This is a genomic window from Verminephrobacter eiseniae EF01-2 (assembly GCF_000015565.1).
Lineage (GTDB): Bacteria > Pseudomonadota > Gammaproteobacteria > Burkholderiales > Burkholderiaceae_C > Acidovorax > Acidovorax eiseniae.
The window spans coordinates 4,631,484-4,655,267 of the sequence record NC_008786.1 but is presented as its reverse complement, the minus strand read 5'-3'; the positions used below and the strand labels follow the sequence as shown (position 1 = coordinate 4,655,267).

General features: G+C 65.6%; 24 protein-coding genes and 2 pseudogenes. 19 read left to right on the top strand and 7 right to left on the bottom strand.

Annotated elements, in window-relative coordinates:
* The first annotated feature begins 33 nt into the window (after positions 1-33).
* Positions 34-696: a VTT domain-containing protein gene (locus VEIS_RS20455; RefSeq protein WP_011811916.1), complete on the top strand. Its 663-nt coding sequence runs from the start codon at positions 34-36 to the stop codon at positions 694-696.
* Here the strand turns inward: VEIS_RS20455 and zwf are convergent.
* Positions 672-2,126: a glucose-6-phosphate dehydrogenase gene (gene zwf / locus VEIS_RS20450; RefSeq protein WP_011811915.1), complete on the bottom strand. Its 1,455-nt coding sequence runs from the start codon at positions 2,124-2,126 to the stop codon at positions 672-674. The two genes, VEIS_RS20455 and zwf, sit on opposite strands and share 25 nt — an antisense overlap.
* A gap of 33 nt (positions 2,127-2,159) precedes the next feature.
* A complete protein-coding gene (locus VEIS_RS29200; protein ID WP_157048613.1) occupies positions 2,160-2,336 on the bottom strand; it encodes a hypothetical protein in 177 nt (58 codons plus the stop codon).
* A 136-nt stretch (positions 2,337-2,472) separates the two neighbouring features.
* Between VEIS_RS29200 and pgi the strand changes: the two are divergent.
* From pgi to VEIS_RS20440, 3 genes and pseudogenes are all read left to right on the top strand, one after another.
* Positions 2,473-4,026 (top strand): annotated as a pseudogene (gene pgi / locus VEIS_RS20445) (glucose-6-phosphate isomerase); the annotation flags it as partial.
* A gap of 108 nt (positions 4,027-4,134) precedes the next feature.
* A complete protein-coding gene (locus VEIS_RS27015; protein WP_083758763.1) occupies positions 4,135-5,307 on the top strand; it encodes an AGE family epimerase/isomerase in 1,173 nt (390 codons plus the stop codon).
* An 82-nt stretch (positions 5,308-5,389) separates the two neighbouring features.
* Complete coding sequence (locus VEIS_RS20440) at positions 5,390-5,833, top strand: EVE domain-containing protein (RefSeq protein ID WP_041951109.1); 444 nt, start codon at positions 5,390-5,392, stop codon at positions 5,831-5,833.
* A 52-nt stretch (positions 5,834-5,885) separates the two neighbouring features.
* Here VEIS_RS20440 and VEIS_RS29195 read toward each other — a convergent pair whose 3' ends face one another.
* From VEIS_RS29195 to gmk, 4 genes are all read right to left on the bottom strand, one after another.
* Positions 5,886-6,029 (bottom strand): hypothetical protein, encoded by a 144-nt coding sequence (locus tag VEIS_RS29195; protein WP_157048435.1) that lies wholly within the window; start codon positions 6,027-6,029, stop codon positions 5,886-5,888.
* 102 nt (positions 6,030-6,131) lie between these two features.
* The gene (locus VEIS_RS20435) at positions 6,132-8,411 is read right to left on the bottom strand and encodes a RelA/SpoT family protein (protein ID WP_407831833.1); all 2,280 of its coding nucleotides are present in this window, start codon (positions 8,409-8,411) and stop codon (positions 6,132-6,134) included.
* 112 nt (positions 8,412-8,523) lie between these two features.
* Entirely contained in the window at positions 8,524-8,727 is a 204-nt protein-coding gene (gene rpoZ / locus VEIS_RS20430; protein ID WP_011811911.1) for a DNA-directed RNA polymerase subunit omega, read from the bottom strand.
* Positions 8,728-8,758: 31 nt separating this feature from the next.
* Positions 8,759-9,379 (bottom strand): guanylate kinase, encoded by a 621-nt coding sequence (gmk, locus tag VEIS_RS20425; RefSeq protein WP_041950228.1) that lies wholly within the window; start codon positions 9,377-9,379, stop codon positions 8,759-8,761.
* Between the two features lie 341 nt (positions 9,380-9,720).
* On the opposite strand from gmk, the pseudogene VEIS_RS29190 reads away from it, so the two are divergent.
* From VEIS_RS29190 to VEIS_RS20420, 3 genes and pseudogenes are all read left to right on the top strand, one after another.
* Positions 9,721-9,842 (top strand): annotated as a pseudogene (locus VEIS_RS29190) (IS5/IS1182 family transposase); the annotation flags it as partial.
* A gap of 152 nt (positions 9,843-9,994) precedes the next feature.
* On the top strand, positions 9,995-10,147 hold the full coding sequence (locus tag VEIS_RS29185; RefSeq protein WP_157048611.1) for a hypothetical protein: 153 nt from the start codon (positions 9,995-9,997) through the stop codon (positions 10,145-10,147).
* 61 nt (positions 10,148-10,208) lie between these two features.
* Positions 10,209-10,700, top strand: coding sequence for a helix-turn-helix domain-containing protein (locus VEIS_RS20420; protein WP_011811908.1), 492 nt, complete (start codon positions 10,209-10,211; stop codon positions 10,698-10,700).
* Here VEIS_RS20420 and VEIS_RS20415 read toward each other — a convergent pair.
* Entirely contained in the window at positions 10,697-11,251 is a 555-nt protein-coding gene (locus VEIS_RS20415) for a flavin reductase family protein (RefSeq protein WP_011811907.1), read from the bottom strand. The genes VEIS_RS20420 and VEIS_RS20415 overlap by 4 nt on opposite strands.
* Positions 11,252-11,499: 248 nt before the next feature.
* On the opposite strand from VEIS_RS20415, the gene VEIS_RS20410 reads away from it, so the two are divergent.
* From VEIS_RS20410 to VEIS_RS20355, 12 genes are all read left to right on the top strand, one after another.
* Positions 11,500-12,663, top strand: coding sequence for a cupin domain-containing protein (locus tag VEIS_RS20410; RefSeq protein WP_011811906.1), 1,164 nt, complete (start codon positions 11,500-11,502; stop codon positions 12,661-12,663).
* A 78-nt stretch (positions 12,664-12,741) separates the two neighbouring features.
* Entirely contained in the window at positions 12,742-13,683 is a 942-nt protein-coding gene (locus VEIS_RS20405; RefSeq protein ID WP_011811905.1) for a fumarylacetoacetate hydrolase family protein, read from the top strand.
* A 47-nt stretch (positions 13,684-13,730) separates the two neighbouring features.
* Positions 13,731-15,329, top strand: a complete 1,599-nt coding sequence (locus VEIS_RS20400) for a thiamine pyrophosphate-binding protein (protein ID WP_198137905.1) — start codon at positions 13,731-13,733, stop codon at positions 15,327-15,329.
* Positions 15,299-16,465, top strand: coding sequence for an ABC transporter substrate-binding protein (locus tag VEIS_RS20395; protein WP_041950227.1), 1,167 nt, complete (start codon positions 15,299-15,301; stop codon positions 16,463-16,465). Before VEIS_RS20400 ends, VEIS_RS20395 begins: the two co-directional genes overlap by 31 nt.
* On the top strand, positions 16,462-17,376 hold the full coding sequence (locus VEIS_RS20390) for a branched-chain amino acid ABC transporter permease (protein ID WP_011811902.1): 915 nt from the start codon (positions 16,462-16,464) through the stop codon (positions 17,374-17,376). The genes VEIS_RS20395 and VEIS_RS20390 overlap by 4 nt, the downstream gene beginning before the upstream one ends.
* A 3-nt stretch (positions 17,377-17,379) precedes the next feature.
* Complete coding sequence (locus VEIS_RS20385; RefSeq protein ID WP_011811901.1) at positions 17,380-18,420, top strand: branched-chain amino acid ABC transporter permease; 1,041 nt, start codon at positions 17,380-17,382, stop codon at positions 18,418-18,420.
* On the top strand, positions 18,410-19,171 hold the full coding sequence (locus VEIS_RS20380; protein ID WP_041950226.1) for an ABC transporter ATP-binding protein: 762 nt from the start codon (positions 18,410-18,412) through the stop codon (positions 19,169-19,171). Before VEIS_RS20385 ends, VEIS_RS20380 begins: the two co-directional genes overlap by 11 nt.
* Positions 19,165-19,863: an ABC transporter ATP-binding protein gene (locus tag VEIS_RS20375; protein WP_011811899.1), complete on the top strand. Its 699-nt coding sequence runs from the start codon at positions 19,165-19,167 to the stop codon at positions 19,861-19,863. Before VEIS_RS20380 ends, VEIS_RS20375 begins: the two co-directional genes overlap by 7 nt.
* 17 nt (positions 19,864-19,880) lie before the next feature.
* Positions 19,881-20,900 carry a carbon-nitrogen hydrolase family protein gene (locus tag VEIS_RS20370; protein WP_011811898.1) on the top strand — a complete coding sequence of 340 codons (1,020 nt, stop codon included), beginning with the start codon at positions 19,881-19,883 and terminating at the stop codon, positions 20,898-20,900.
* Positions 20,897-21,655, top strand: coding sequence for a maleate cis-trans isomerase family protein (locus VEIS_RS20365; RefSeq protein WP_011811897.1), 759 nt, complete (start codon positions 20,897-20,899; stop codon positions 21,653-21,655). The genes VEIS_RS20370 and VEIS_RS20365 overlap by 4 nt, the downstream gene beginning before the upstream one ends.
* Before the next feature lie 2 nt (positions 21,656-21,657).
* Positions 21,658-22,842, top strand: coding sequence for a Bug family tripartite tricarboxylate transporter substrate binding protein (locus VEIS_RS20360; RefSeq protein ID WP_011811896.1), 1,185 nt, complete (start codon positions 21,658-21,660; stop codon positions 22,840-22,842).
* A gap of 132 nt (positions 22,843-22,974) precedes the next feature.
* Complete coding sequence (locus VEIS_RS20355; RefSeq protein ID WP_011811895.1) at positions 22,975-23,742, top strand: GntR family transcriptional regulator; 768 nt, start codon at positions 22,975-22,977, stop codon at positions 23,740-23,742.
* Positions 23,743-23,784: the final 42 nt, after the last annotated feature.

The following is a 23,784-nucleotide window of genomic DNA, read 5'->3' as shown; positions in this document are numbered from 1 at the left end:
ATAATGTGCCGCTTTATCAACGCCGGCCTGCGCATGGACATTGTCAACTTCCTGATCGACTTCGTCTTGCATGTCGACAACTACATCGAATCCTTCGTGCAGACCTACGGTGCCTGGGTGTATGCACTGCTGTTCCTGATCGTGTTCGTCGAGACCGGCCTGGTGGTGATGCCCTTTTTGCCGGGCGATTCGCTGCTGTTCATCGTCGGCGCGCTGTGCGGCGCGGGCCTGATGAATTTTCCGTTGGTCTGCACGGTGCTGGTGCTGGCGGCCATCGTCGGCGACCAATGCAATTATTCGCTGGGCCGGTGGGCCGGCCCCAGGGTGTTTCAATGGGAGCGGTCGCGCTGGTTCAACCGCCATGCGTTCGAGCAGGCGCATGCGTTTTACCAGCGCTACGGCGGCATCACCATCGTCATCGCGCGCTTCCTGCCCTTTCTCCGCACCTTTGCGCCCTTCGCGGCCGGTGTGGCCGAGATGGAGCGGGGCCGGTTTATCTGGTTCAATGTCTGCGGCGCGCTGCTCTGGGTGCTGGGCATCGGCACGGCCGGTTATTGGTTTGGCAATCTGGCCTGGGTCCGGGAGAACCTGGACAAGATCATCTGGGCCATCGTTTTCATCCCCGGCCTGATCGCCATCTTCGGTGCCTGGCGCGCCGGTCGCAGCCAGGCTCAGACCTCCTCGCTCCAGCAGTAGCCGTCGCGGGCGATCATCGCGCTGGCCGCGCTCGGGCCCCAACTGCCGGCCGCATAAGGTCGTGGCCCGACCGGGTCGTCCTGCCAGTGCTGCAGTATCGGCTCCACCCAGCGCCAGGCCTCTTGCTGCTCGTCGCTGCGCACGAACAGGTTCAGCCGGCCGGCAATCACGTCGAGCAGCAGGCGCTCGTAGGCGCCCACGCGCTCGGTGCCAAAGCGCTGCTCGAAGTCCAGGTTCAGGTGCACCTGCGACAGCGCAGGCTCGCTCTGGTGCTGCGCCGCGCCCTGGGCCAGCAGATGCAGCTCCAGCCCGTCCTTGGGCTGCAGGTGGATCACCAGCCGGTTGGCCACGCCCGCAGGGGTTCTGAAGATGGGGTGGGGCACCGGGTGAAAGTTGACGACGATATGCGCATCGCGCCCCGCCAGCCGCTTGCCGGTGCGAATGTAAAACGGCACGCCGGCCCAGCGCCAGTTCGAGATCTCGGTGCGCAGCGCGACGAAGGTCTCGGTGTTGCTGCCCGGCGCCACGCCTTTTTCCTGCAAATAGCCCGGCATGGCCTGGCCTTGCGTGTTGCCTGCGGCGTATTGCCCGCGGATCACATGCTGGCCGATGGTGTCGGCAGTCCAGGGCTTGAGCGATTGCAGCACCTTGAGCTTCTCGTCGCGGATGGCGTTGGCGCCGGAGTTGATCGGTGGCTCCATGCCGATCGCGCACAGCAATTGCAGCGCATGGTTTTGCACCATGTCGCGCAGCGCGCCGGTCTGGTCGTAGAACGCACCGCGCGTTTCCACGCCCAGTTCTTCGGCGATGGTGATCTGGATGTTGGCAATGGTTTCACGCCGCCACAGGGGCTCGAACAGCGCATTGCCAAAGCGCAGCGCAAACAGGTTCTGCACCGAGGGCTTGCCCAGGTAATGGTCGATGCGGAAAACCTGCTCTTCGCGCAGCACGCGGCGCAGGCTGTCGTTGATGGCCCGGTTCGAGCGCAGGTCGTGGCCCAGGGGTTTTTCCAGCACCACGCGGGTGCCGGGGCCGTTCAGGCCGACGGCCGCGATCTGCTCGCACACATTGGTGAACAGGCTGGGCGCGGTGGCCACATACATCACCACCGAATCGGCAGCGCGCGCGTTCAAGGTCTGTGCCAGGCGCTGGTAGTCCTGCGTTTGGGACAGGTCCATGCGCAGGTAATGCAGCAAGGCCGCAAAGCGGGCGAACTCGTCGGGCGTGGGGCGCTTGGCCAACTCCACGCAGTCGAAGCGCGACTTTATCCGGCTGCGGTATTGTTCGTCGCTCAGATCGTCGCGCGCCACGGCAATGATCCGCCCGCCCTCGGGCAGTGTGCGATGCCGGAAAGCCTGAAACAATGCCGGCATGAGCTTGCGCCAGGCGAGGTCGCCGGTGCCGCCGAACAGGACGAGGTCGAAACTCATGGTATCTCCGTCGAGAGTGCTGCGAAATTGTAATCACGTTACATGCCCTAGTGTCGTGTCACGGATCAGATGTCGTAGGCTGCGCGCAGCCATCGGAGCGCAGCGCAAGGCGCATCGCGCAGCCAATACCGAGCGTATTGGCAAGCGATGCAACGCCGCGATGCGCTCCGATGGCCAGCGCAGACCGACAGATGATCGGTGACGCGACACTAGTGGCTTCCATCCTCGTAGCGCATGTTCGATAGCGGGATGAAGCCCCAGAAGGTTGGCGCCGATTGTTCGTAATCAAGTTACCATCACGATAGCCTGCGGCTGCTTTTTTTCCCTCTCGACCGACACCACACCCATGTCCATCCGTTGCGACCAGACTGCACCATGGCCCCTGCTGGCGGCCCATTTTTCTGACCGGGGTCGGCACCTCGATCTGCGGCAAGCCTTTGCCAAGGATACCCAGCGCTTTGCGCATTTCAGCCAGTCTGCGCCCTATCTGTTTGCCGACCTGTCCAAGAACCTCTGGGAGCGCGACACCGAAGCCCTGCTGCTGGACCTGGCCCGCGCCTGCGCGCTGGAGCAGCAGCGTGATGCAATGCTGGCCGGGGCGCCCATCAACAGCACCGAAAACCGTGCCGTGCTGCACACCCTGCTGCGCCGCCCCGCAGGGCTGGTCTGGCCCGGGGATGGCCCGCAAACGGCGCAGCGCCTGGCCGATGTGCACCGCACGCTCGATGCGATGCTGGCCTACGCCGAACGCGTGCGCAGCATGCAGGCCATCACCGATGTGGTGAACATCGGCATCGGCGGCTCGGACCTGGGCCCGCAGATGGCCGTGCTGGCGCTGGAAGAATTCAGTCTGCCCGGCAAGCGCATGCACTTTGTCTCGAACGTCGACGGGCATGAACTGCACCGCGTGCTCAAGGGCCTGCGCCCCGAGAGCAGTTTGTTCCTCGTGGCCTCCAAGACCTTCACCACGGCCGAGACCATGACCAATGCGCGATCGGCGCTGGCCTGGTTTGCGGCGCAGGGCGGGCGCGATGTGGCGCGGCATTTCGTGGCGCTGACCAGCAACACCGAGGCCGCCGGCGCATGGGGCATCAGCACCAGCTTCGGCTTTTGGGACTGGGTGGGCGGGCGCTACTCATTGTGGTCGGCCATTGGCCTGCCGCTGGCCATCGCCATCGGGGCGCAGGGCTTTCGCGAACTGCTGGCGGGCGCGCATGCGATGGACGGGCATTTCCGCACTGCCCCGCTGGCGCAGAACCTGCCCGTGCGTCTGGGCCTGCTCGATGTCTGGTACCGCAACTTCCAGGGCTTTGGCAGCCGCTGCATCGCCCCCTACCATGCTGCGCTGCGCCGCTACCCGGCTTATTTGCAGCAGTTGGAGATGGAAAGCAACGGCAAGCGCGTCGGGCGCGCGGGCGGTCGACCCCTGGCCTATGCCACGGCACCCGTGCTGTGGGGCGAGCCGGGCACCAACGGCCAGCATGCGTTCTTTCAGATGCTGCACCAGGGCAGCGATGTGCTGCCGCTGGAAATCGTCGCCGTGCGCCAGGCCACGCACCCCTTGCCCGGGCACCACGACCTGCTGCTGGCCAACGCGCTGGCCCAGGCCCAGGCCCTGATGCAGGGCCAGGCCAGCGACGACGGGCAGCGCCACTTCCCCGGCAACCGGCCCAGCAGCTTTTTGTTGCTGGAGTCGCTCACCCCCGCATCGCTGGGCGCGCTGATTGCACTGCAAGAGCACCGCGTGTTCGTCAGCGGCAGCCTGTGGGGCATCAACAGCTTTGACCAATGGGGCGTGGAACTGGGCAAGCAACTGGCCAAAGACTTGGGGCCGCGGCTGGCCAGCGGCGACCTGGCGGGCCTGGATGGCTCCACCGCAGGGCTGCTGGGCAGGCTGCGCACGGACGGGCCCACTGCGCTGGGCACAGGCGGACACACCGCGCCTGGATCGCAGGCCGCAACGACGGCACGGCCGAACTACCGATCGAGCGATTTTCTGCGCGCGCATATGCGCCAGACCATGGCCTTTTACGAGCCTGTGGCCACCGACCCCAGTGGCGGCATGTACCACTTCTTTCTGGACGATGGCACGGTGTACGACCAGCGCACGCGCCACCTGGTCAGCGCCACGCGGTTTGTGGTGACGCATGCCATGCTCTGCCGCAGCACCGGCCAAGAGCGCTACCGCGCCGGGCTGCTGCACGCGCTGGAATTCGTGCGCAACGCATTTCTCGACCGCGCCAGCGGCGGCTATGCCTGGCTGATCGACTGGCACGAGGGTGCCGCGACGGTGCTCGACGGCACGCGCCACTGCTACGGCATGGCCTTTGTGATGCTGGCCTACGCCCGCGCGCTGGAGGCCGGAGTGCCGCAGGCACGCGACGACCTGGCCCAGGCATTCGACACCGCCGAGCAGCATTTCTGGCAGGCAGCCATGGGCCTGTATGCCGACGAGGCCGACAGCCACTGGACGCTCACCGACTATCGTGGCCAGAACGCCAACATGCACGCCTGCGAGGCCATGATCTCGGCCGGACGCGCCACCGGCGAGCGCCGCTACATCGAGCGCGCCGAGCAATTGGCGCAGGGCATCTGCCAGCGCCAGGCGGCGCTGTCCGACGGCTGGGTGTGGGAGCATTTCCGGGCCGACTGGTCGGTGGACTGGAACTACAACCGCCACGACCGCAGCAACATCTTTCGCCCCTGGGGCTACCAACTGGGCCACCAGACCGAATGGGCCAAATTGCTGCTGCAACTCGATGACTTGCACCCCGCGCCCTGGCACCGCCCCTGCGCGCAGCGGCTGTTCGATGCGGCCATGGCCAAGGGTTGGGACACCGTGCATGGCGGCATCTGCTACGGCATGGCGCCGGACGGCAGCATCTGCGATGACGGCAAATACCACTGGGTGCAGGCCGAAAGCCTGGCCGCCGCCGCCCTGCTGGCGCTGCACACCGGGGAGCCAGTCTATTGGGACTGGTACGACCGCATCTGGGACTACTGCTGGACGCACTTCGTGGACCACCGCCATGGCGCCTGGTTTCGCATCCTCGACCGCGCCAACCGCAATCACACGCGCGAAAAAAGCAACGCCGGCAAGGTCGACTACCACAACCTGGGCGCCTGCTACGATGTGCTGATGGCGCTACAGGCCGGTGGCCGCCAGCAGCGCCGAGCCTGAATTGTGGGTTGTGGCTGATCGGCGGGCCTTGGTCGATGGGCCGGGGTGCAGGGTGATTGGGTAGTTACAAAGGCACATGAACATGACGAAGTATTGGTGTGGCGTCGTTTCGAGAGAGCATATCAAGCGTGGCGAGCAGGGTGGTTTTTGTCAGGTTTGCCACGGCAAACGGGCACCGCTGGCGCGCATGGCCGTCGGTGATGGCATCGTGTTTTATTCGCCGGTGCTGCAATTTCAGGGCAAGGATAAATGCCAGAGCTTTACGGCCATCGGCAAGGTCGTCGGCGCCGATACTTACCAGTTCGAGATGGCGCCCGACTTCGTGCCCTACCGGCGTGACATCGAGTATCAGCGCTGTCAGGAAGCGCCCATCCATCCGATGCTCGATCAGTTGGCATTCACGCGTGGCCGCAGCAGTTGGGGTTACTCTTTTCGCATGGGGCATTTCCAACTGGCCGAGGCCGATTTCATGCTGATTGCCCGCGCCATGCTGCCGGATGGCTGCGCAAATCTGTTTGCGCAGTAGTCATGCCTGCGGGCAAATAGCAAACGGCCCTGGCCTAGTGTCGCGTCACCGATCAGATGTCGTAGGCTGCGCGCAGCCATCGGAGCGCAGCGCAAGGCGCATCGCTTGCCAATACCGAGCGTATTGGCAAGCGATGCAACGCCGCGATGCGCTTCGATGGCCAGCGCAGACCGACAGATGATCGGTGACGCGACACTAGGGGCGGGAGGAGGGCGTCGGTCGGCGCTGCCATGGCGCTGTAATTGCGACCCGCTCGGGTTGGCGTCGTTCTGCGCCGCAGCCAAGCCCGCCCGCCCCATCAAACCTTCGGTGTCATCCGGGCCGCCCGGATGACCGATGGGGTGTGGCGCAGGTTGTGCAGTATGGTCTCCAGATGCGTTCGGTCGTGCACGGCAATGCTGAAACGCAGGTCGATGGTTTTCATGGCGACTTCATCGTCCATGCCCACATGGGTGATGTCGGCTTCGGAATTGGCCAGTTGCCCTGCTACCCGGGCCAGAACGCCTTTGCCATTGGTCACGGTGACGACCACGCCGGTTTCGAACATGCGTGTAGGCTCGTCGGACCAGTCGACCGCGATGAAGCGCTCGCTGTCCTTGTGTTGCAGGCGCTTGGCAACGCCGCAGTGCGCCGTGTGCACCGCCAGTCCTTCGCCGTGACCGAGGTAGCCGACGACGTTGTCGCCCGGCACCGGGCGGCAGCAGGGCGCATACTGGATTGATGCGGTTTCGCTGCCGTCGAGCGTCACCGAGCCCTGGGACAGGGTCTCGTGCGAGGTGTAGCGCTCGCGGCTGAGCAGCAATGCGTCGGGGCGATGTCCATGCTCGGTCATCAAAATCATCAGCCGCTTGGCCACGATGCTGGCGATGCGCTTGCCCAGTACCAGGTCGGTCAGCAGCTCGTTGCGGGTCCGGTTGCCGGTAAAGCGCAGCAGTTTGTCCCACAGGGGCTGTGTCGTGGCGTCCACCGGGGGCAGTTGTTCCAAGCCTTCGGCCCGAAGCGCCTGCGCCAGCAGTTTTTCTCCCAATCCTTGCGGTTCGGTCTGCGCCAAGGTTTTTAGGTAGTGGCGAATCTTCGAGCGCGCCTGGCCGGTGCGCACGAAGCTCAGCCATGCGGGGTTGGGCGTGGAGGCCGGGTCGGTGATCACTTGCACCGTGTCGCCGTTCTTGAGTTCGGTGCGCAGCGGAACCTGTTCGTTGTTGATCTTCGCGGCCGTGGTGTGATCGCCTACGTTGCTGTGGATGGCGTAGGCAAAGTCGACCACGGTGGCTCCGCGTGGCAAGGCCATGATCAGGCTCTTGGGCGTCAAGACGTAGACGGTATCGGGGAACAGGTCCACCTTCACATGCTCCCAGAATTCGGCCGCGCCCCGGGTTTCATTCTGAATGTCGAGCAAGGATTGCAGCCACTGGTGGGTGTCCAGGTGCTCGGCGGATATTCCTTCCGTGTCCTGGGACTTGTAGAGCCAGTGCGTGGCCACGCCGGATTCGGCGATGGCGTGCATTGCATCGGTGCGCATCTGAAACTCGATGTTCACCCCCGATGGCCCGACCAGGGTGGTGTGCAGCGACTGGTAGCCGTTGGGCTTGGCAATCGCTATGTAGTCCTTGAACCTGCCGGGCACCGGCTGGTACATCTGGTGCAGCACTCCCAGCGCCGTGTAGCAGTCGGTCACGGTGGGAACGATGATCCGAAAGCCGTACAGGTCGGTGACCTGGAGGAAGCCCAGGTGCTTGAGTTTCATCTTCTGATAGATGGCATACAGGGTTTTTTCGCGGCCCGTCAGGCTCACTTTCATGCCGATTTTCGTGAACGCGGCGCTGACTTCGGTCTGGACTTTCTGGAGCAGGTCGCGCCTGCGGCTGTTGCGCAGCTTGCTGACGGCTTTGTCCAGCGTGGCATGGCGCCAGGGGTGCAGGTGCCTGAAGGCCAGGTCTTGCAGTTCGCGGTAGGTCTGGTCCAGCCCCAGGCGGTGGGCGATGGGGGCGTAGATTTCCAGCGTCTCCATCGAGATGCGGGCCCATTTGCTGCGCGGCGTGTCGGACAGCGTGCGCATGTTGTGCGTGCGGTCGGCCAGTTTGATCAGGATGACGCGCACATCGCGCGCCGTGGCCAGCAGCATTTTGCGAAAGGACTTGGCCTGGTTTTCTTCGCGGGTGATGATTGGCAGGTGGTCCAGCTTGGTCAGGCCATCGACCAGTTCGGCCACTGGTGCGCCGAAGCGGTCGATCAGGTTGGCTTTGGTGACGTCGCAATCTTCCATCGCGTCATGCAGCAAGGCGGCCATCAGGGCCTGGGCGTCGAGCTTCCAGGCGGTGCATTGGGCGGCCACTGCGATCGGGTGGGTGATGTAGGGCTCACCGCTGTCGCGTAACTGGCCCAGATGCGCCTCATCGGCAAAGCGGTAGGCTTGGCGCACCTGTTCGATGCTCGCTGCGTCCAGATAGTCCAGGCGGCTGGTCAGCGCGGTGAAACTGGCCGCTGCGGCATTGGCTGCGGCTACGGCGGCAGGGGCTGCGCCGTCTTGCGCTGGCGCCGGGTCAGGCCGGGGTTGCGGTGCGCAGATGGAGGGGGGCACCACGTTCAGGCTTTCGGTGATGCAGTGCGGGAGGGGATCGACGATCTCGGGGCCTGGGCCAGCGCCGCTGTGGTGGCGCTGCTTTGGGGGGACTTTGCCTGCCGAGAGGATCTCAACCGGGAACCTTTTTGAGCATTTCCAGGCCCACCTTGCCGGCGGCGATTTCGCGCAGCGCGGTCACGCCGGGCTTGTTGCGGCTTTCGATGCGCGGGGCATGGCCCTGGTTCAACATGCGGGCGCGGTAGGTGGCGGCCAACACGAGTTGGAAGCGGTTGGGGATCTTTTCCAGACAGTCTTCTACGGTGATGCGGGCCATCGTCTTCCTTTCGGGGATTTCGGGTGATTCGTCAACTGATGTGGAGCGACTCGAAGGTGTCAGCGCGGGCGCGGCGCTGGGCGGCGTACTTGAGGCGCTGGGCGTGCACCACGGCTTTCAGGTCGAAAAGCGCGCGTTCGAACAATTCGTTGATTATAACGAAATCGAATTTACTGACATGGGCCATCTCGATGGCCGCGTTCTTCAGGCGCATTTCGATGACCTCGGCCGAATCTTCGCCCCGGCGCTCCAGGCGCGAGCGCAACTCGTCCCAACCCGGCGGCAGGATGAATACCAGCACGGCGTTGGCGAACGCCTGCCTGATCTGCAAGGCGCCCTGAAAATCGATCTCCAGGATCACATCCGAGCCTTGGGCGATGCGCTCTTCGATGGCTTTTTTCGAGGTGCCATAGCGCTTGCCATGCACATGCGCCCATTCGACGAAAGCCTGGGCCTGGACCATGGCGTCGAACTCGGATTCGGACGCGAAGAAATACTCGCGCCCATGCTTTTCCTGGCCACGGGGCGCGCGGGTGGTGTGCGAAATCGACGGGTGAATGTGCGCGTCGAGCTCTTGCAGGGCCTTGACCAGGCTGGATTTTCCGGCGCCGCTGGGGGCTGCCACTACGATGAGGTTTCCTGGATAGTCCATGGGTCGATGCGTGTCATGCGCCATCAAAAGACGGGCTTCATTCGATGTTTTGCACCTGAAGCGTGAGATGCGCTCCAAGTCGTTGATTTTTATGGATCTTCACAATGCAACACCTTCTGAACCCGCCACCAAACATGCGCCTGAATGGCACGGCTTGAACAGACATTGAGTAGACGCCCAGACAGAACAAGCAGGTGGATTTTATCAAGCGTCTCGCTCGCCCCCTCACCGTGGGCGTAGTGCAGGGACTGCGGTGTCGTGCGGTCACGCCCCTCCTGCATGGTTCCAGGATCTGACAGTTTGGATGCCCACCTGGGTCGAAACGAACTGCTCACCGCCCAGGGCTGCTGCTCAAGGCCGGCACGGTGGTGGACGCCACGCTTATTGCCGCGCCCAGTTCCACGAAGAACAGGACGGTGCCCGAGATCCCGAGATGCACCAGAGCAATAAGGGCAACCAGTGGCGTGTGTCAGGAACACGGGCGGCAGATCTCTAATGCTGTACTGAAAATGGGCAGGCATCCCGAAGCCGGCTTGCAGAAGCTCGCCTCACACCCCCCGGTGCTGCTGCGTTCAAGAGGCGCGGTGGTGAGCGACCGGGCGAAAGTCATCCCTAGTGTCGCGTCACCGATCATCTGTCGGTCTGCGCTGGCCATCGAAGCGCATCGCGGCGTTGCATCGCTTGCCAATACAGCTCGGTATGGGCTGCGCGCTGCGCCTTGCACTGCGTTCCGATGGCTGCGCGCAGCCTACGACATCTGATCGGTGACGCGACACTAGTGGACCATAACGTTTAAATAGATAGTAAAACTACCTCCTTGGAGGACACGATGAACTTGACCGAAACCGAAATCGTGGAACTGCGGCAGCAAGCCAATGGAAGGTCCGTTCGAGCGGATTTGGCGCGTCGTGCGCGTCTGATCTTGCTGCTTGCCGAGGGACTGACCTGGAGCGCCATCAGGGCCAAGCTTGATTGCAATGACAGCTACATTGCTCTCTGGAGCAAGCGCTTCGCCGCAGACCGTTTGGTAGGCTTGTTTTCTCGCCATGCCGGTCGCCAGCGCTACAAGGTCACCGACCGCCTTGAGGCGCGTGTGCTGGCGCGCACGACCAAGCCGTCATGGCTCAACCAGGTTGAACTGTGGTTCGCCAAGATCGAGCGCGAAGTGATCGCTCGCGGCGTATTCACCCCGGTACCCGATCTCAAGAGAAAACCCATGCGCTACATCCGCAAGTACGACGAGCAACCCAAGTCCGTGCAGTGGAAGTACTTCGACCCAACTCGGAGAATTACTCCTGATTCAATCATTACAGTCCACTAGCGCGACCGGTGCATCTGGAACAGGGTGTCGGGTGTGATCTCGAAGTAGTCTGCCGGGCCGCCTGCGCGCAGGATGGGCCGTGCATCCTCGGTGCGGTAAATGCCGTCGCGCAGCAACGCAGCCGCGAGCTGCTGCACCTGGGTGACGCGGCATTCCAGGGCCACCGGGCTTTGCGCCACGCGTGGTGCCGACACGCGCAGACAAGCCGCCGGCGTCAGGCCCGCGAGCTCGAACTCGTCCACGTCGCTCGGCACGGATGCACTCGTCAGGTTCACTTGCTCGGCCAGAGTCCGGGTGGCGAGGTTGACGACGAACTCACCCGTGGCCTGAGTGTTCCGAATGGTGTCCTTCCAGCCGACGCTGGCGAAGGCCACGATCGGCGGCTTGTAGTTGAAGACGTTGAAGAAGCTGTACGGCGCGAGGTTGGCGCGTCCGTCTGCGTCGCGCGTCGCGATCCAGCCGATCGGCCGCGGCCCCAGGATCGAGGCGATCGGATCGTGTTTCAGGCCATGGCCCTGGGCGGGCTTGTAGCTGTGGAAGTCGTCATGCATGTCGGCAGTCCCGCGAGAGATGAATACCCCGCGACGACGGCGGCCTGCGCTTCACGCGACGGGGCTGGGTCTCGACTCAGAGTAGATCGGCCACATGTTTTATAAAATAAAAGAGACCCCGATGGGATGATCTGGTCCAGATCGCTGCCTGTCCTCCTGTGAAAACTTGTCTTATACATAGGGTTAACACTGATTCTTGATTTTCTTAGTTTTATAAAAGATATAGGTCATCCGCAAAAGGAGTGACCATGACGACAACTGGCTATGACACCTACCGAGAGAGCGTTGCTGGTCGAGCGGACGTGGAGGACACGCCGGAGCTGGTGGCGTACTACCGGGAGTTGGAGCGGCTGAAGACGGCGGCGCTGTGGACGGTGGCCAACAAGATCGAGCCGTGGCAGCCCAAGTCGGAATCGGTGCCGGTGCTGTGGCGCTACCGGGAACTGCGCGAGCACGTGCTGCGCTCGGTGTCGCTGGTGACGCCGGAGAAGGCGGGGCGGCGCGTGATCTACCTGGACAACCCCGGGCGGCGCGACGTTGCGGCCGCCGTCGGCTGGCTGTACTCGGGACTGCAGGTGATGCACCCGGGCGAGGCGGCCTCGGCGCACGCGCACTCGACCTCGGCGTTGCGCTTCATCATGGAAGGGCGCGGGGCCTACACGATCGTGGACGGCCACAAGATGACGCTGGGGGCCAACGACTTCGTGCTCACGCCCAACGGGTGCTGGCACGAGCACGGGGTGGAGGCCGACGGGCTGACGTGCATCTGGCAGGACGGGCTGGACATCCCGCTGGTCAACGCGCTGGAGGCGGGGTTCTTCGTCGTGCACCCGGATCTGCACCAGGCGGTGGCGCACCCGGTGGACGACTCGGTGGCGCTGTGGGGCGCGCCGGGGCTGCGGCCGCAAGACGTGAAGTGGAACAAGCCGTACTCGCCGCTGTTCAAGTACCAGTGGGAGCCGACGTACGAGGCGCTGCAGCGGCTGGCGGCGGCCAGCGAAGGTAGCCCTTTTGACGGAGTGCTGATGCACTACACGAACCCGCTCAACGGCGGGCACGTGATGGCCACGATCGGGGCGAGCATGCAGCTGCTGCGCCCGGGGTTCGAGAGCAAGGCGCACCGGCACACGGGCAGCTTCCTGTACCAGGTGGCCAAGGGTCGGGGCTATTCGATCATCAATGGGCAGCGCTTCGACTGGCAGGAACGCGACATCTTCTGCGTGCCGTCGTGGGCGTGGCACGAGCATGCCAACGCGTCGCAGACGCAGGACGCGTGCCTGTTCTGCTTCAGCGACCTGCCGGTGATGGAGAAGCTGGCGCTGTACCGGGAGGAGGCGCTGGCGGACAACGGCGGGCACCAGAAGGTGCTGGCGGCCGCGCCGACCCCGCAGGCTCAGGCCGTGCCCGCCTGAGCGGTGCCACGGTCCCCGATCCCATTCAGTTTTCATGTTCCCGACCGCACTCGCAGCGGTTCCTTTTTGGAGATTTCCATGCGTCTTGTGACCTATCGCCCCGAGGTGAGCGCAGCCGCCCGCCTGGGTGCGCTGGTGGACGACCACGTCGTCGATCTGGCCCGCCTGGGCGCTCATGCCGGACAAGCCCTGCCTGCCGACATGCTGGCCTTCATCGACTTGGGGCCGCAGGCCATCCAGTCGAGCACCGAGCTGCTGTCCTCGTACAAGGGCCAGTGGCCTGTCGGCACGGCGCTGCCGGCGACCAATGTCAAGCTGCTCGCGCCCATCCCGCGCCCGCGCAAGAACATCTTCGGCATCGGCCTGAACTACGTCGAGCATGTGGCCGAATCGAGCCGCACGCTGGACACCGCCAAGGATCTGCCCAAGCAGCCCGTCATCTTCTCCAAGCCGCCGACCACCGTGGTCGGCCCCGGCGATGCGGTCGAGCACAACAAGGCGATCACCCAGCAATTGGACTGGGAAGTCGAGCTGGCCGCCATCATCGGCACCCGCGCGACCCGCGTCAGCGAAGCCGAAGCGCTCAAGCACGTGTTCGGCTACAGCGTGCTGATCGACATCAGCGCGCGCGACTGCCGGCGCGCCGGCCAGTGGATCTACTCCAAGGGGCAGGACACCTACGCCCCCTTCGGACCGGTCATCGTCACCGCCGACGAGATCCCCGATCCGCAGGTCTTGGACCTGAGCCTGAAGGTCAACGGCGTGACCAAGCAGAGTTCCAACACGCGCCACATGCTGTTCAAGGTGAACACGCTGATCGCCGACATCAGCGCCGGCATCACGCTGGAGCCCGGCGACATCATCGCCACCGGCACGCCCGAGGGCGTGGGCGCCGGACGCGAGCCCCAGGAATGGCTGTGGCCTGGCGATGTCATCGATGCCTATGTCGAGCGCATTGGCTCTTTGCGCAACCCGGTGGTCGCCGTCGGGGCCGAGCCGCGCGCGAGCGTGGCCGCGTGAGGCGGGACTCGAACCCCAGCGACCACGCCCGGGCCATGGACATGTCGATGACGATCAGTGTGGGAACGGGTATCGGCCTGGCGCTGGCGCGTCTAGTGTCGCGTCACCGATCATCTGTCGGTCCGCGCTGGCCATCGAAGCGCATCGCGGCGTTGCATCGCTTGCCAATACGCTCGGTATTGGCTGCGCGATGCGCCTTGCGCTGCGCTCCGATGGCTGCGCGCAGCCTACGACATCTGATCGGTGACGCGACACTGGGCATTCGCCGCGCCTTCGGGGTGGTGGGCAGCGGCAACTTCCACTTCACCAACGGCCTCATCGACGGCGGTGTGCAGTTTGTCGCGGCGCGCCATGAAGGTGGGGCCGCCACCATGGCCGACGCCTATGCCCGCATGAGCGGCGAGGTCGCCGTCGTCTCCGTTCACCAGGGATGCCTGACCAACGCCATCACCGGCATCGGTGAGGCAGCCAAGAGCCGGACGCCGCTGCTGGTGGTGAGCGGGGAGACGGCCGATTCCGCCTCGAATTTCTACATGGACCAGGACGGACTCGCCCGCTCGGTGGGGGCCGTCAGCCTGCGGCTTCGCTCGGCCGCCACGGCGCTGGCCGACACCCGGGCCGCGTATGCCCTGGCGCTGCGCGACCGACGCACCGTGCTGCTGAACCTTCCGCTGCACATCCAGAGCGAGACGCTGGAGAGGGGCCAACTGGCAAGCGTCGATCCGGTGGCGGCCCTGGCCCGGCCCCAGGCGGCGCCGCAGAGCATCGAGGCGCTGGCGGAGCTGCTGAAGACGGCCGAGCGGCCGGTCTTCATCGCGGGCCGCGGCGGCCGGGGCACGGCGGCCCGCGCAGCGCTGCTCGCACTGGCCGACGACGTAGGGGCGCTGCTGGCCGAAGGTGCCGTCGCCAAGGGCCTGTTCGCCGGCCAGCCCTGGGCCATCGACGTGGCCGGCGGCTTCTCCTCGCCCTTGACGGCCGAACTGATCGCCGGCGCGGATGTCGTGGTGGGCCGGGGCTCGGCGCTCAACATGTGGACCACCGGCCATGGGCGCCTGCTGGGCAAGGACGTTCGGCTGGTGCAGGTGGGCCTGGACGTCGAGGCCATTGGCCGGAACCGCACGGTCGCGCCGGGGATCGTGGGGGACGTCGCCGCCACGGCGCAGGCCACCTCCGAGCGGCTGCGCACACAAGGGCATCGCCGCCGAGGCTACCGCACGCCGCAGCTGCAGCGCATCGACGCCGCCATCCTGTGGCGCGACACGCCCTATGACGACACCGGCACCACGGCCAAGATCGATCCGCGCACGCTGTCCATCGTGCTCGATGACCTGATCCCGACGGATCGAGTCGTTGGCGTGGATTCCGGCAACTTCATGGGCTATCCGAGCATGTACCTGCGCGTGCCCGACGAAAACAGCTTCGCCTTCACGCAGGCGTTCCAGTCGATCGGCCTGGGTCTGGCGACGAGCATCGGCACTGCGCTCGCGCAGCCCGGCCGCTTCCCGGTGGTCATCGGTGGTCCGTGTCGTGAAGGCCTCTCGCATGCCTCGCATTCGCTGCTCTGTGCTGAGGCGATGGTTCGCCTTCGAGTCGTTTCCAACCTGGAGGATTTCCCATGCTCAATAAACTGCATCTGTCTGCCATGACATGCGTTCTCGCTGGCGCCGCCGCTGCTGCAGAGCCTGTCAAGATTGGCTTTATCACCACCTTGTCGACGCCTGCGGGCTACATTGGCGAGGATCTGCGCGACGGCTTTCTGCTGGCCGTCAAGCAGGGCGGGGGAAAGCTTGGCGGCATCCCCGTTGAACTGGTCGTTGAAGATGACGGACTCAAGCCCGCCAATGCCAAGCAGGCCGCTGACCGTCTGGTGCAGTCGGGTGTGCGCCTGTACACCGGGGTGAACTTCTCCAATGTGCTGGCGGCGGTGGTGCCCAGCGTGACCAAGGCGGGGTACTTCTACGTCAGCGCCAACCCCGGTCCTTCCATCTTCGCCGGAGAGAAGTGCGATCCCAACTACTTCGTCGCCTCCTACCAGAACGACGCCTACCACACGGCCGGCGGCGTCGCGGCCAACGAGCTGGGCTTCAAGCGTGTGGTGGCGCTTGCGCCGAACTATCAGGCGGGACGCGATGCAATCGCCGGCTTCAAGCGCACCTTCAAGGGCGAACTGCTCGCAGAGGTCTACACCAAGCTCGACCAGTCCGATTTCTCGGTGGAGATCGCCCGCATCCGGTCGCTGGCACCGGATGCGATCTATCAATTCCATCCGGGAGGGGCGGGCATCAACTTCGCCAAGCAGTACGGCAACGCCGGCCTGGGCAAGTCCATCCCTATGGTGATGCCGGGCTTCTCGATGGATGCCCGCATGCTGTCGGCGACGGGGAGTGCATCCGAGGGGTTCTACACCACAGGCATCTGGTCGGTGGCGATGGACAACCCGGCTTCGCAGAAGTTCGTGCAGGATTTCAAGAGCGCCTATGGCCGCATCCCGACTGACTATGCGATGCAGGCCTACGACACCGCGCAATGGATCGCTTCCGGCCTAAAGGCTGCCGGCGGTGAGCTCGCCAAGGCCGATGCATTTCGTACCGCTCTGCGCAAGGCCGACTTCCAGTCGCTGCGCGGCAAGTTCGCGCTCAACACCAACCAGCACCCGATCCAGGACCTGTACCTGATGCGCATCGAGAAGGGCGCAGACGGTGAGCTCGCACCCAAGGTCGTGCGCAAGATCGTCAGCGATGACCGGGACAGCTACGCCGCCAACTGCAAGATGCCGTCATGACGCTGCTGCTCGAACAACTGCTCAACGGGCTGCAGTTCGGGGCCATGCTGTTCATGCTGGCCTCCGGCCTCACGCTGATCTTCGGGATCATGGGCGTGGTCAATCTGACCCATGGCTCGTTCTACATGCTCGGCGCCTACTGCGCGGCGTTCGCGCTCGCGCACACGGGGTCCTTCGCGGCGGCAGTGGTGGCCGCACTGCTGGGGGCGGGCGCCTACGGCCTGCTGATCGAGTTCACCGTGATCCGTCGGCTCTACCAGCGCGATCATCTCTACCAGGTGCTGGCGACCTTCGGCCTGATCCTGTTCACCAATGAGGCCGTCAGCCTGCTGTTCGGCCGGCGCCCGCCGCTGGTCGACATGCCCGCCGTGTTGCAGGGTGCCGTGCCGCTGGCGCCGGGATTCGAGTATCCAGTGGCGAGGCTCGCCTTCATCGTCATCGGTGCGCTGGTGGCGCTGGGGCTGTGGTGGCTGGTGAACCGCACCCGTGTGGGCATGCTGGTACGTGCCGGCGCGGACGATCGCGAGATGGTCAGCGCGCTGGGCATCGACATCCGCAAGCTCTACACGCTGGTGTTCGGACTCGGTGCAGTGCTGTGCGGTCTGGCCGGCGTGATGGCCGCACCGTTGCTGGCGGTGGAGATCGGCATGGGCGAGCGCGTGCTGATCACCACTTTCGTGGTCATCGTCATCGGCGGCGTCGGGTCGGTGCGCGGCGCGCTCGCGGGCGCGCTGCTCGTGGGCATGGTCGACAGTCTCGGACGGGCCTTCCTGCCGCAGTTGCTGGAGAGTCTGCTGACACCCGAGGTCGCGACGCCGCTGGCCGCCGGCCTTGCGTCAGCCTCCATCTATCTGCTGATGGCCCTGGTGTTGATCGTTCGTCCGCTCGGGCTGTTCTCGTCGAGGTCTTGAACCATGTCTACCCCCTTTCCAAGAAGCATTCCGACGTCTGCAACGCCCTCACCGCGAGTCGGTTTGCCCGTCTTCCTTTCTCGGCGCACCTGGGTCGCGCTCGTGGGCCTCTTCCTGCTGGCGCTGGTGCCCACCGGCGCAGAGGTGTCGGGCACGCCCTATGCGATCAACCTGGCCACGCGCTTCCTGATCTACGGGTTGGCAGCCGTATCGCTCGACCTGGTGTTGGGTTATGGCGCGATGGTCAGCTTCGGCCATGCGATGTTCTTCGGCGTGGGCGGCTACGTTGTGGCCATCGTGGCACACCATGCGCTGGAGGCAGGGCCTGTGTTCGGCTGGAGCGGGTCGATGCAGGCGCTGGTGGTCTGGCCCCTGGCGCTGGCCTGCTGCGGCCTGCTGGGCGCGGCGGTCGGCTACCTGGCGCTGCGCACGCGTGGCGTGCAGTTCATCATGATCACGCTGGCCTTCGGGCAACTGGTGTACTTCGTGCTGATGTCGCTGCAGGTTTACGGCGGCGACGACGGCCTGCTGATGTCGCAGCGCAATGTGGTGCCGGGGCTCGATCTGGACGATCCCGTGGTGTTTTACTACCTGTGCCTCGGCCTGCTGGCCGCCTGGACCTTCCTGTGCGCGCGCGTCGTCGGCTCGCGATTCGGCATGGTGCTGCAGGCGTTGCGCCAGAGCGAGCGCCGTGCCGTCAACCTGGGCGTCGCGCCGACGCCGTACCGCCTGTCGGCGTTCGTGCTGTCGGCCATCGGCACCGGCCTGGCCGGTGTGCTGTGGGCGAACTATGCGGGCCTCGTGACGCCGGACATGGCGTCGTGGACCCAGTCCGGGGAACTGATGGCGATCGTGATCCTGGGCGGCGTGGGGACGCTGCTCGGCCCGATCGCCGGTGCGGCGGTGTTCCTGGGGTTGGAGCAAGCTCTGGCTGCCTGGACCGAACACTGGATGCTGGTGATGGGGCCGATCCTGGTGATCGTCGTGCTGGCGGGGCGCAATGGCCTGTTTGGCCGCTGGCTGGGAGGCACCCATGGTCACTGAGGCGCGGACCATGCTCGAAGTGCGCGGATTGCGCAAGGCGTTCGGTGCAGTGAAGGCCACGGATGGCGTGGACCTGGCGCTGGCCGAGGGCGCGATCCATGCGCTGATCGGCCCCAACGGCGCCGGCAAGTCGACGCTGATCGCGCAGTTGTGCGGCGAACTGCGCCCCGATGCCGGCTCCATCGTGCTCGACGGCGAGGACGTGACGCGCCTGCCGGCCTTCGCGCGGGCGCGCAAGGGCCTGTCCCGTTCGTTCCAGATCACCGAGCTGTGCCCGGACTACACGGCTCTGGAGAACGTCGTCCTGTCGCTGATGCTGACGTCCGGCCGCGCCTTCCAGGCCTGGTCGAACCCGCGCCGCGACAGCGGGCTCGTCGGGGGGGCACGGCGCTGGCTCGCCGAGGTCGGCCTCGGCGACCGGGGCGACGCACATGTGCGCGATCTGGCGCACGGCGAGAAGCGGCAACTGGAGCTCGCAGTCGCGCTGGCGCGCTCGCCACGGCTGCTGCTGCTCGACGAGCCGATGGCCGGCATGGGCAGCGAGGAGTCATCACGGATGACGACGCTGCTGCTGGGGCTCAAGCGGCGCTACACCATCCTGCTGGTCGAACACGACATGGACGCGGTCTTCGCCCTGGCCGACCGCCTCACCGTGCTGGTCTACGGCAAGACGATCTTCACCGGCACGCCGGACGAAGTGCGCGCCCATCCTGAGGTGCGGTCGGCCTACCTGGGAGAACAAGCATGCTGAAAGTGCAGGGACTGACGGGCGGCTACGGCGACAGTCAGGTGCTGTTCGGGATCGACTTCGAGGCCCAGGCCGGACAGGCGGTGTCGCTGATCGGCCGCAACGGCATGGGCAAGACCACCACGGTGCGCACGCTCATGGGCATGCTGCCGGCGCGCGGCGGCAGCATCGAGCTGCAGGGCAAGGTGCTGGGACGGCTCGCATCGCATGTGGTGGCGCGCCTGGGTGTCGGGCTGGTGCCCGAGGGCCGGCGCGTGTTCGGTTCGCTGTCGGTGGAGGAGAACCTCGTGGCGACCGCGCGTGCGGCTGAGGGCCGCAGCGGCTGGTCGCTGGACCGCGTGCTGGACCTGTTCCCGCGTCTGCGCGAGCGCCGCCGCCAGTCAGCGCGCACGCTCTCCGGCGGCGAACAGCAGATGCTGGCCATCGGCCGCGCGCTGATGACCAACCCGCAACTGCTGGTGCTGGACGAGGCGACCGAGGGCCTGGCGCCGCTGATCCGGCACGAGATCTGGGACTGCTTGCGCACACTCAAGCGCGAGGGCATGACCATCGTCGTCGTCGACAAGAACCTCACCGAAATGGCGTCGCTGCTGGACCGCCACCACATCGTCGAAAAGGGCAGGGTGGTGTGGTCCGGCACGCCGGAAGAATTGAAATCGCGCGCGGACCTCGCGCACCGCTATCTCGGCATCTGATCCAAGGAGTCTGATTCATGCTTGAACTTCCCCACTTCAAGGCGGCGGCGGTGCAGACGGCCCCCGTCTTCCTGGACACCGACGCCACGGTCGACAAGGTCGTGCGGCTGATCGGCGAGGCCGCCGGCAACGGCGCGCGCCTGGTGGCCTTTCCCGAGGTGTTCGTGTCCGCCTACCCCTACTGGAGCTGGATCGGCAACCCCGTGGAGGGCAGCGCCTGGTTCGAGAAGCTCGTACGCTCGGCCATCGAGATCCCCGGCCCCGAGATCGCCAAGATCGCCCAGGCCGCCGCGCGCCACAGGATCAACGTCGTGGTCGGCGCCAACGAGCGCAACCGCCACGGCATCGGCACGATCTACAACACCCTCGTGACCATCGCCGAGGACGGCCGCATCCTGGGCCGCCACCGCAAGCTCGTGCCCACCTGGGCCGAGAAGCTGACCTGGGCCCCGGGCGACGCCTCGGCGCTGCGCGTGCACGACACCAGCATCGGGCCCCTGGGGTCGCTGGCCTGCGGCGAGAACACCAACACCCTGGCACGCTTTTCCCTGATCGCCCAGGGCGAACTGGTGCACGTGGCCAGCTACATCTCGCTGCCCGTGGCCCCGCCGGACTACGACATGGCCGAGGCCATCAAGGTGCGCGCGGCCGCCCACAGCTTCGAGGGCAAGCTGTTCACCATCGTTTCGTGCTCCACCATCTCCGAGGAGATCATCGCTGCGCTGGAGGGCGACTTCCCGAAGGCGCGCGAACTGCTGTTGCGCAAGAACAGCGCGTTCTCCGCTGTGCTGGGCCCGGACGGGCGTGTGATCGGCCAGCCGCTGATCGACGAAGAGGGCATCGTCTACGCCGACATCGACCTGTCGCGCTGCATCCAGCCGCGCCAGATGCACGACATCAGTGGCCACTACAACCGCTTCGACGTCTTCGACCTGCGCGTCAACCGCCGCTCCCTGCAGGCCGTCCGCTTCGACGACGCCGCGGAGCCGGCCCCGATCGAACCCGTCACTGAACCCGGCCAGGAACCCCAGCCATGAGCGTACCGCGCACCTTCCGCATCGGCCAGATCGTGCCGAGTTCCAACACCACAATGGAGACCGAGATCCCGGCCATCCTGCGCGCGCGCGAGGGCTTCGAGCCGGAACGCTTCACCTTCCATTCCAGCCGCATGCGGATGAAGAAGGTGACCAAGGAGGAACTGGCCGCGATGGACGCGGACAGCGACCGCTGCGCGCTGGAGCTGTCCGATGCCCGCGTGGATGTGCTCGGCTACGCCTGCCTGGTGGCGATCATGAGCATGGGCCTGGGCTACCACCGCGTCTCCGAGGCGCGATTGCACCAGCGCACCGTGGACAACGGCGCGGCCGCGCCGGTGGTAACCAGCGCCGGCGCGTTGGTCGACGGCCTCAAGACCCTCGGCGCGAAGAAGGTGGCGATCCTCGCGCCCTACATGAAGCCGCTGACCCAACTGGTCATCGACTACATCGAGCATGAGGGCATCGAGGTGGTGGACAGCATCTCGCTGGAGATCCCTGACAACCTGGAGGTGGGCCGCCAGGATCCGCGTGCGCCCATCGAGCTCACGAAGAAGCTCAAGACCGCGGGCGTGGACGCCGTCGTGGCCTCGGCCTGCGTGCAGATGCCCTCGCTGCCCTCGGTGCAGCCCATCGAGGATCGCACCGGCCTGCCAGTGATCTCATCTTCGGTCGCCACCACCTACCTGATGCTCAAGCGCCTCGGCCTGCGCACGGCCGTGCCGGGCTTCGGCTCGCTCCTGTCCGGAAAGTACTGACGATGACCGACCGCCGTCACGCCACCTCCGGACCCGCCCCGGCGCGCCGCGACGCCCTGAAGTTGCTCGGCGTCGCTGCGGCGAGTGCGGCCCTGCTGAGTCCCTTGCGGGCTTTCGGCCAGGCATGGCCGTCCAAGCCCATCAAGATCATCGTTCCCTTTGCACCTGGCGGCACCACGGACCTGATCGCACGCCTGATCGGCACGCCGATGGCGCAGACGCTGGGGCAACCCGTCATCGTCGAGAACCGGCCCGGTGTCGGCGGACTGCTCGGTGTGGAGGCGACGGCCAAGGCCCCGTCCGACGGCTACACGCTGGTGATGGCCAACATCTCCCTGCCGTTCGCCATCCTGACCGCCCAGCGCGCCCAGCGCCTGAACTTCGATCCAGCGACCGATCTGCGCGGCGTCAGCATCGCGGCCAACGTGCCGATGGTCATCACCGCGCCAGCGGCTTCGCCGGCCAAGGATCTGCGGGAGTTCGCGGCACTCGTCCAGCGCGAGAGCGGCTCACACTTCGTCTATGGCTCGCCCGGCGTGGGCTCGTACCTGCACGTGTTCGGCGAATGGCTACAGCAGGAGATCAAGGCACCGCTCACCCATGTTCCGTTCAAGGGCGCCGCGCCGCTCAAGCAGGAACTGCGAGTGTCGCGTCACCGATCATCTGTCGGTCTGCGCTGGCCATCGAAGCGCATCGCGGCGTTGCATCGCTTGCCAATACGCTCGGTATTGGCTGCGCGATGCGCCTTGCGCTACGCTCCGATGGCTGCGCGCAGCCTACGACATCTGATCGGTGACGCGACCCTAGCCGGGCGGGTTCACCTGGGTGGCGACCAGCTTTCCACCTCGCTGGCGGATATCCAGGCGGGCAAGCTGCGTGCGCTGGCCATCGCCGCTGAGCAGCGCTCCGCGCTCCTGCCCTCGGTCCCCACGCTGCGCGAACAGGGCTTCGGCGGGATCGACATCGAGGGCTGGAACGGCTTGCTCGCACCCTCGGGCACACCTGCCGATATCCTGTCACGTTTGCAGGCTGCCGCGGCCGGGGCCGTGCGCGACCCGCAGGTGCAGCAGCGTCTGCAGACGCTGGGTGCGGAGCCCGTCGGGTCGGACGCCCAGTCCCTGGACGACCTGCTGCAGCAACAACGGGCGCGATTCCTGCCCATGGTCGCGCAACTCAAACTGGAGTGATTGCCCCGAGGGGCCCGACTCTATGATCCACATCATGATCTTCCAAGACCCCTTGCATCAACAGACCGTGGGCGCAATGCCCGAGGCCGATCTGCGTCGGCCCGGGCCGGGCGCTTGTGCGCGAGGGCTGTCATGAAGCCCCGCATCAAGGTGGTCAAACCGGCCGCGTCGCTGGGGGATTTTCAGGGCGCTTCCTACGAAGAGATCACGCTGGCCGAGCAGGCGCACCGCATGCTGCGGCGCGACATCATTTCCGGTGCGATTCCGGCTGGCCAGCCGCTGCGGCTCGAATACCTCAAGGAACGTTACGGAATCAGCTTCTCCCCGCTGCGCGAGGCGTTGAACCGCCTGCACAGCGAGCGGCTGGTGATCTCGACGACGTCGCGCGGGTTCCGGGTGGCCCCGTTCTCCGAGGAGGAGATGTGGGACGTGATCGAGACGCGCATCGTCATCGACTGCGAGGCGCTGCGGCGTTCGCTCGCGCGCGGCGACGACGAGTGGGAGGCCAGGTTGGTCGCCTCCTTTCATGCGTTGATGCTGGCGACCGGCCGGCGGGCCGCCGACGCCGGCGCCCCCGAATGCCCGGACGAGGTTCAACTGGAGGACCGGCACCATGACTTTCATCGCTGCCTGATGGCAGCCTGCGGCTCGCGCTGGCTACTGGGCCTGTCCGATCAACTCTATGCCCAGACCGAGCGCTATCGGCAACCCAGCCTGCGTGACCGGAGCTACTGGAACCTTGAGCGCGATGTCGGCACCGAGCACCGGCAACTGTTGGATGCGGCCGTGGCGCGCGACGCGGGCCGCGCGGCCGGGCTGCTGGCGCAACACTATCGGGAAACCGGCCGTATGGTCAGGAAAATGCTCACGATGACCGAATCGGAGGGCACCCCGGCCTGAGACCGATGCAGCGCCAGGCTTCTTCGGTGTGCATTCTTGGGG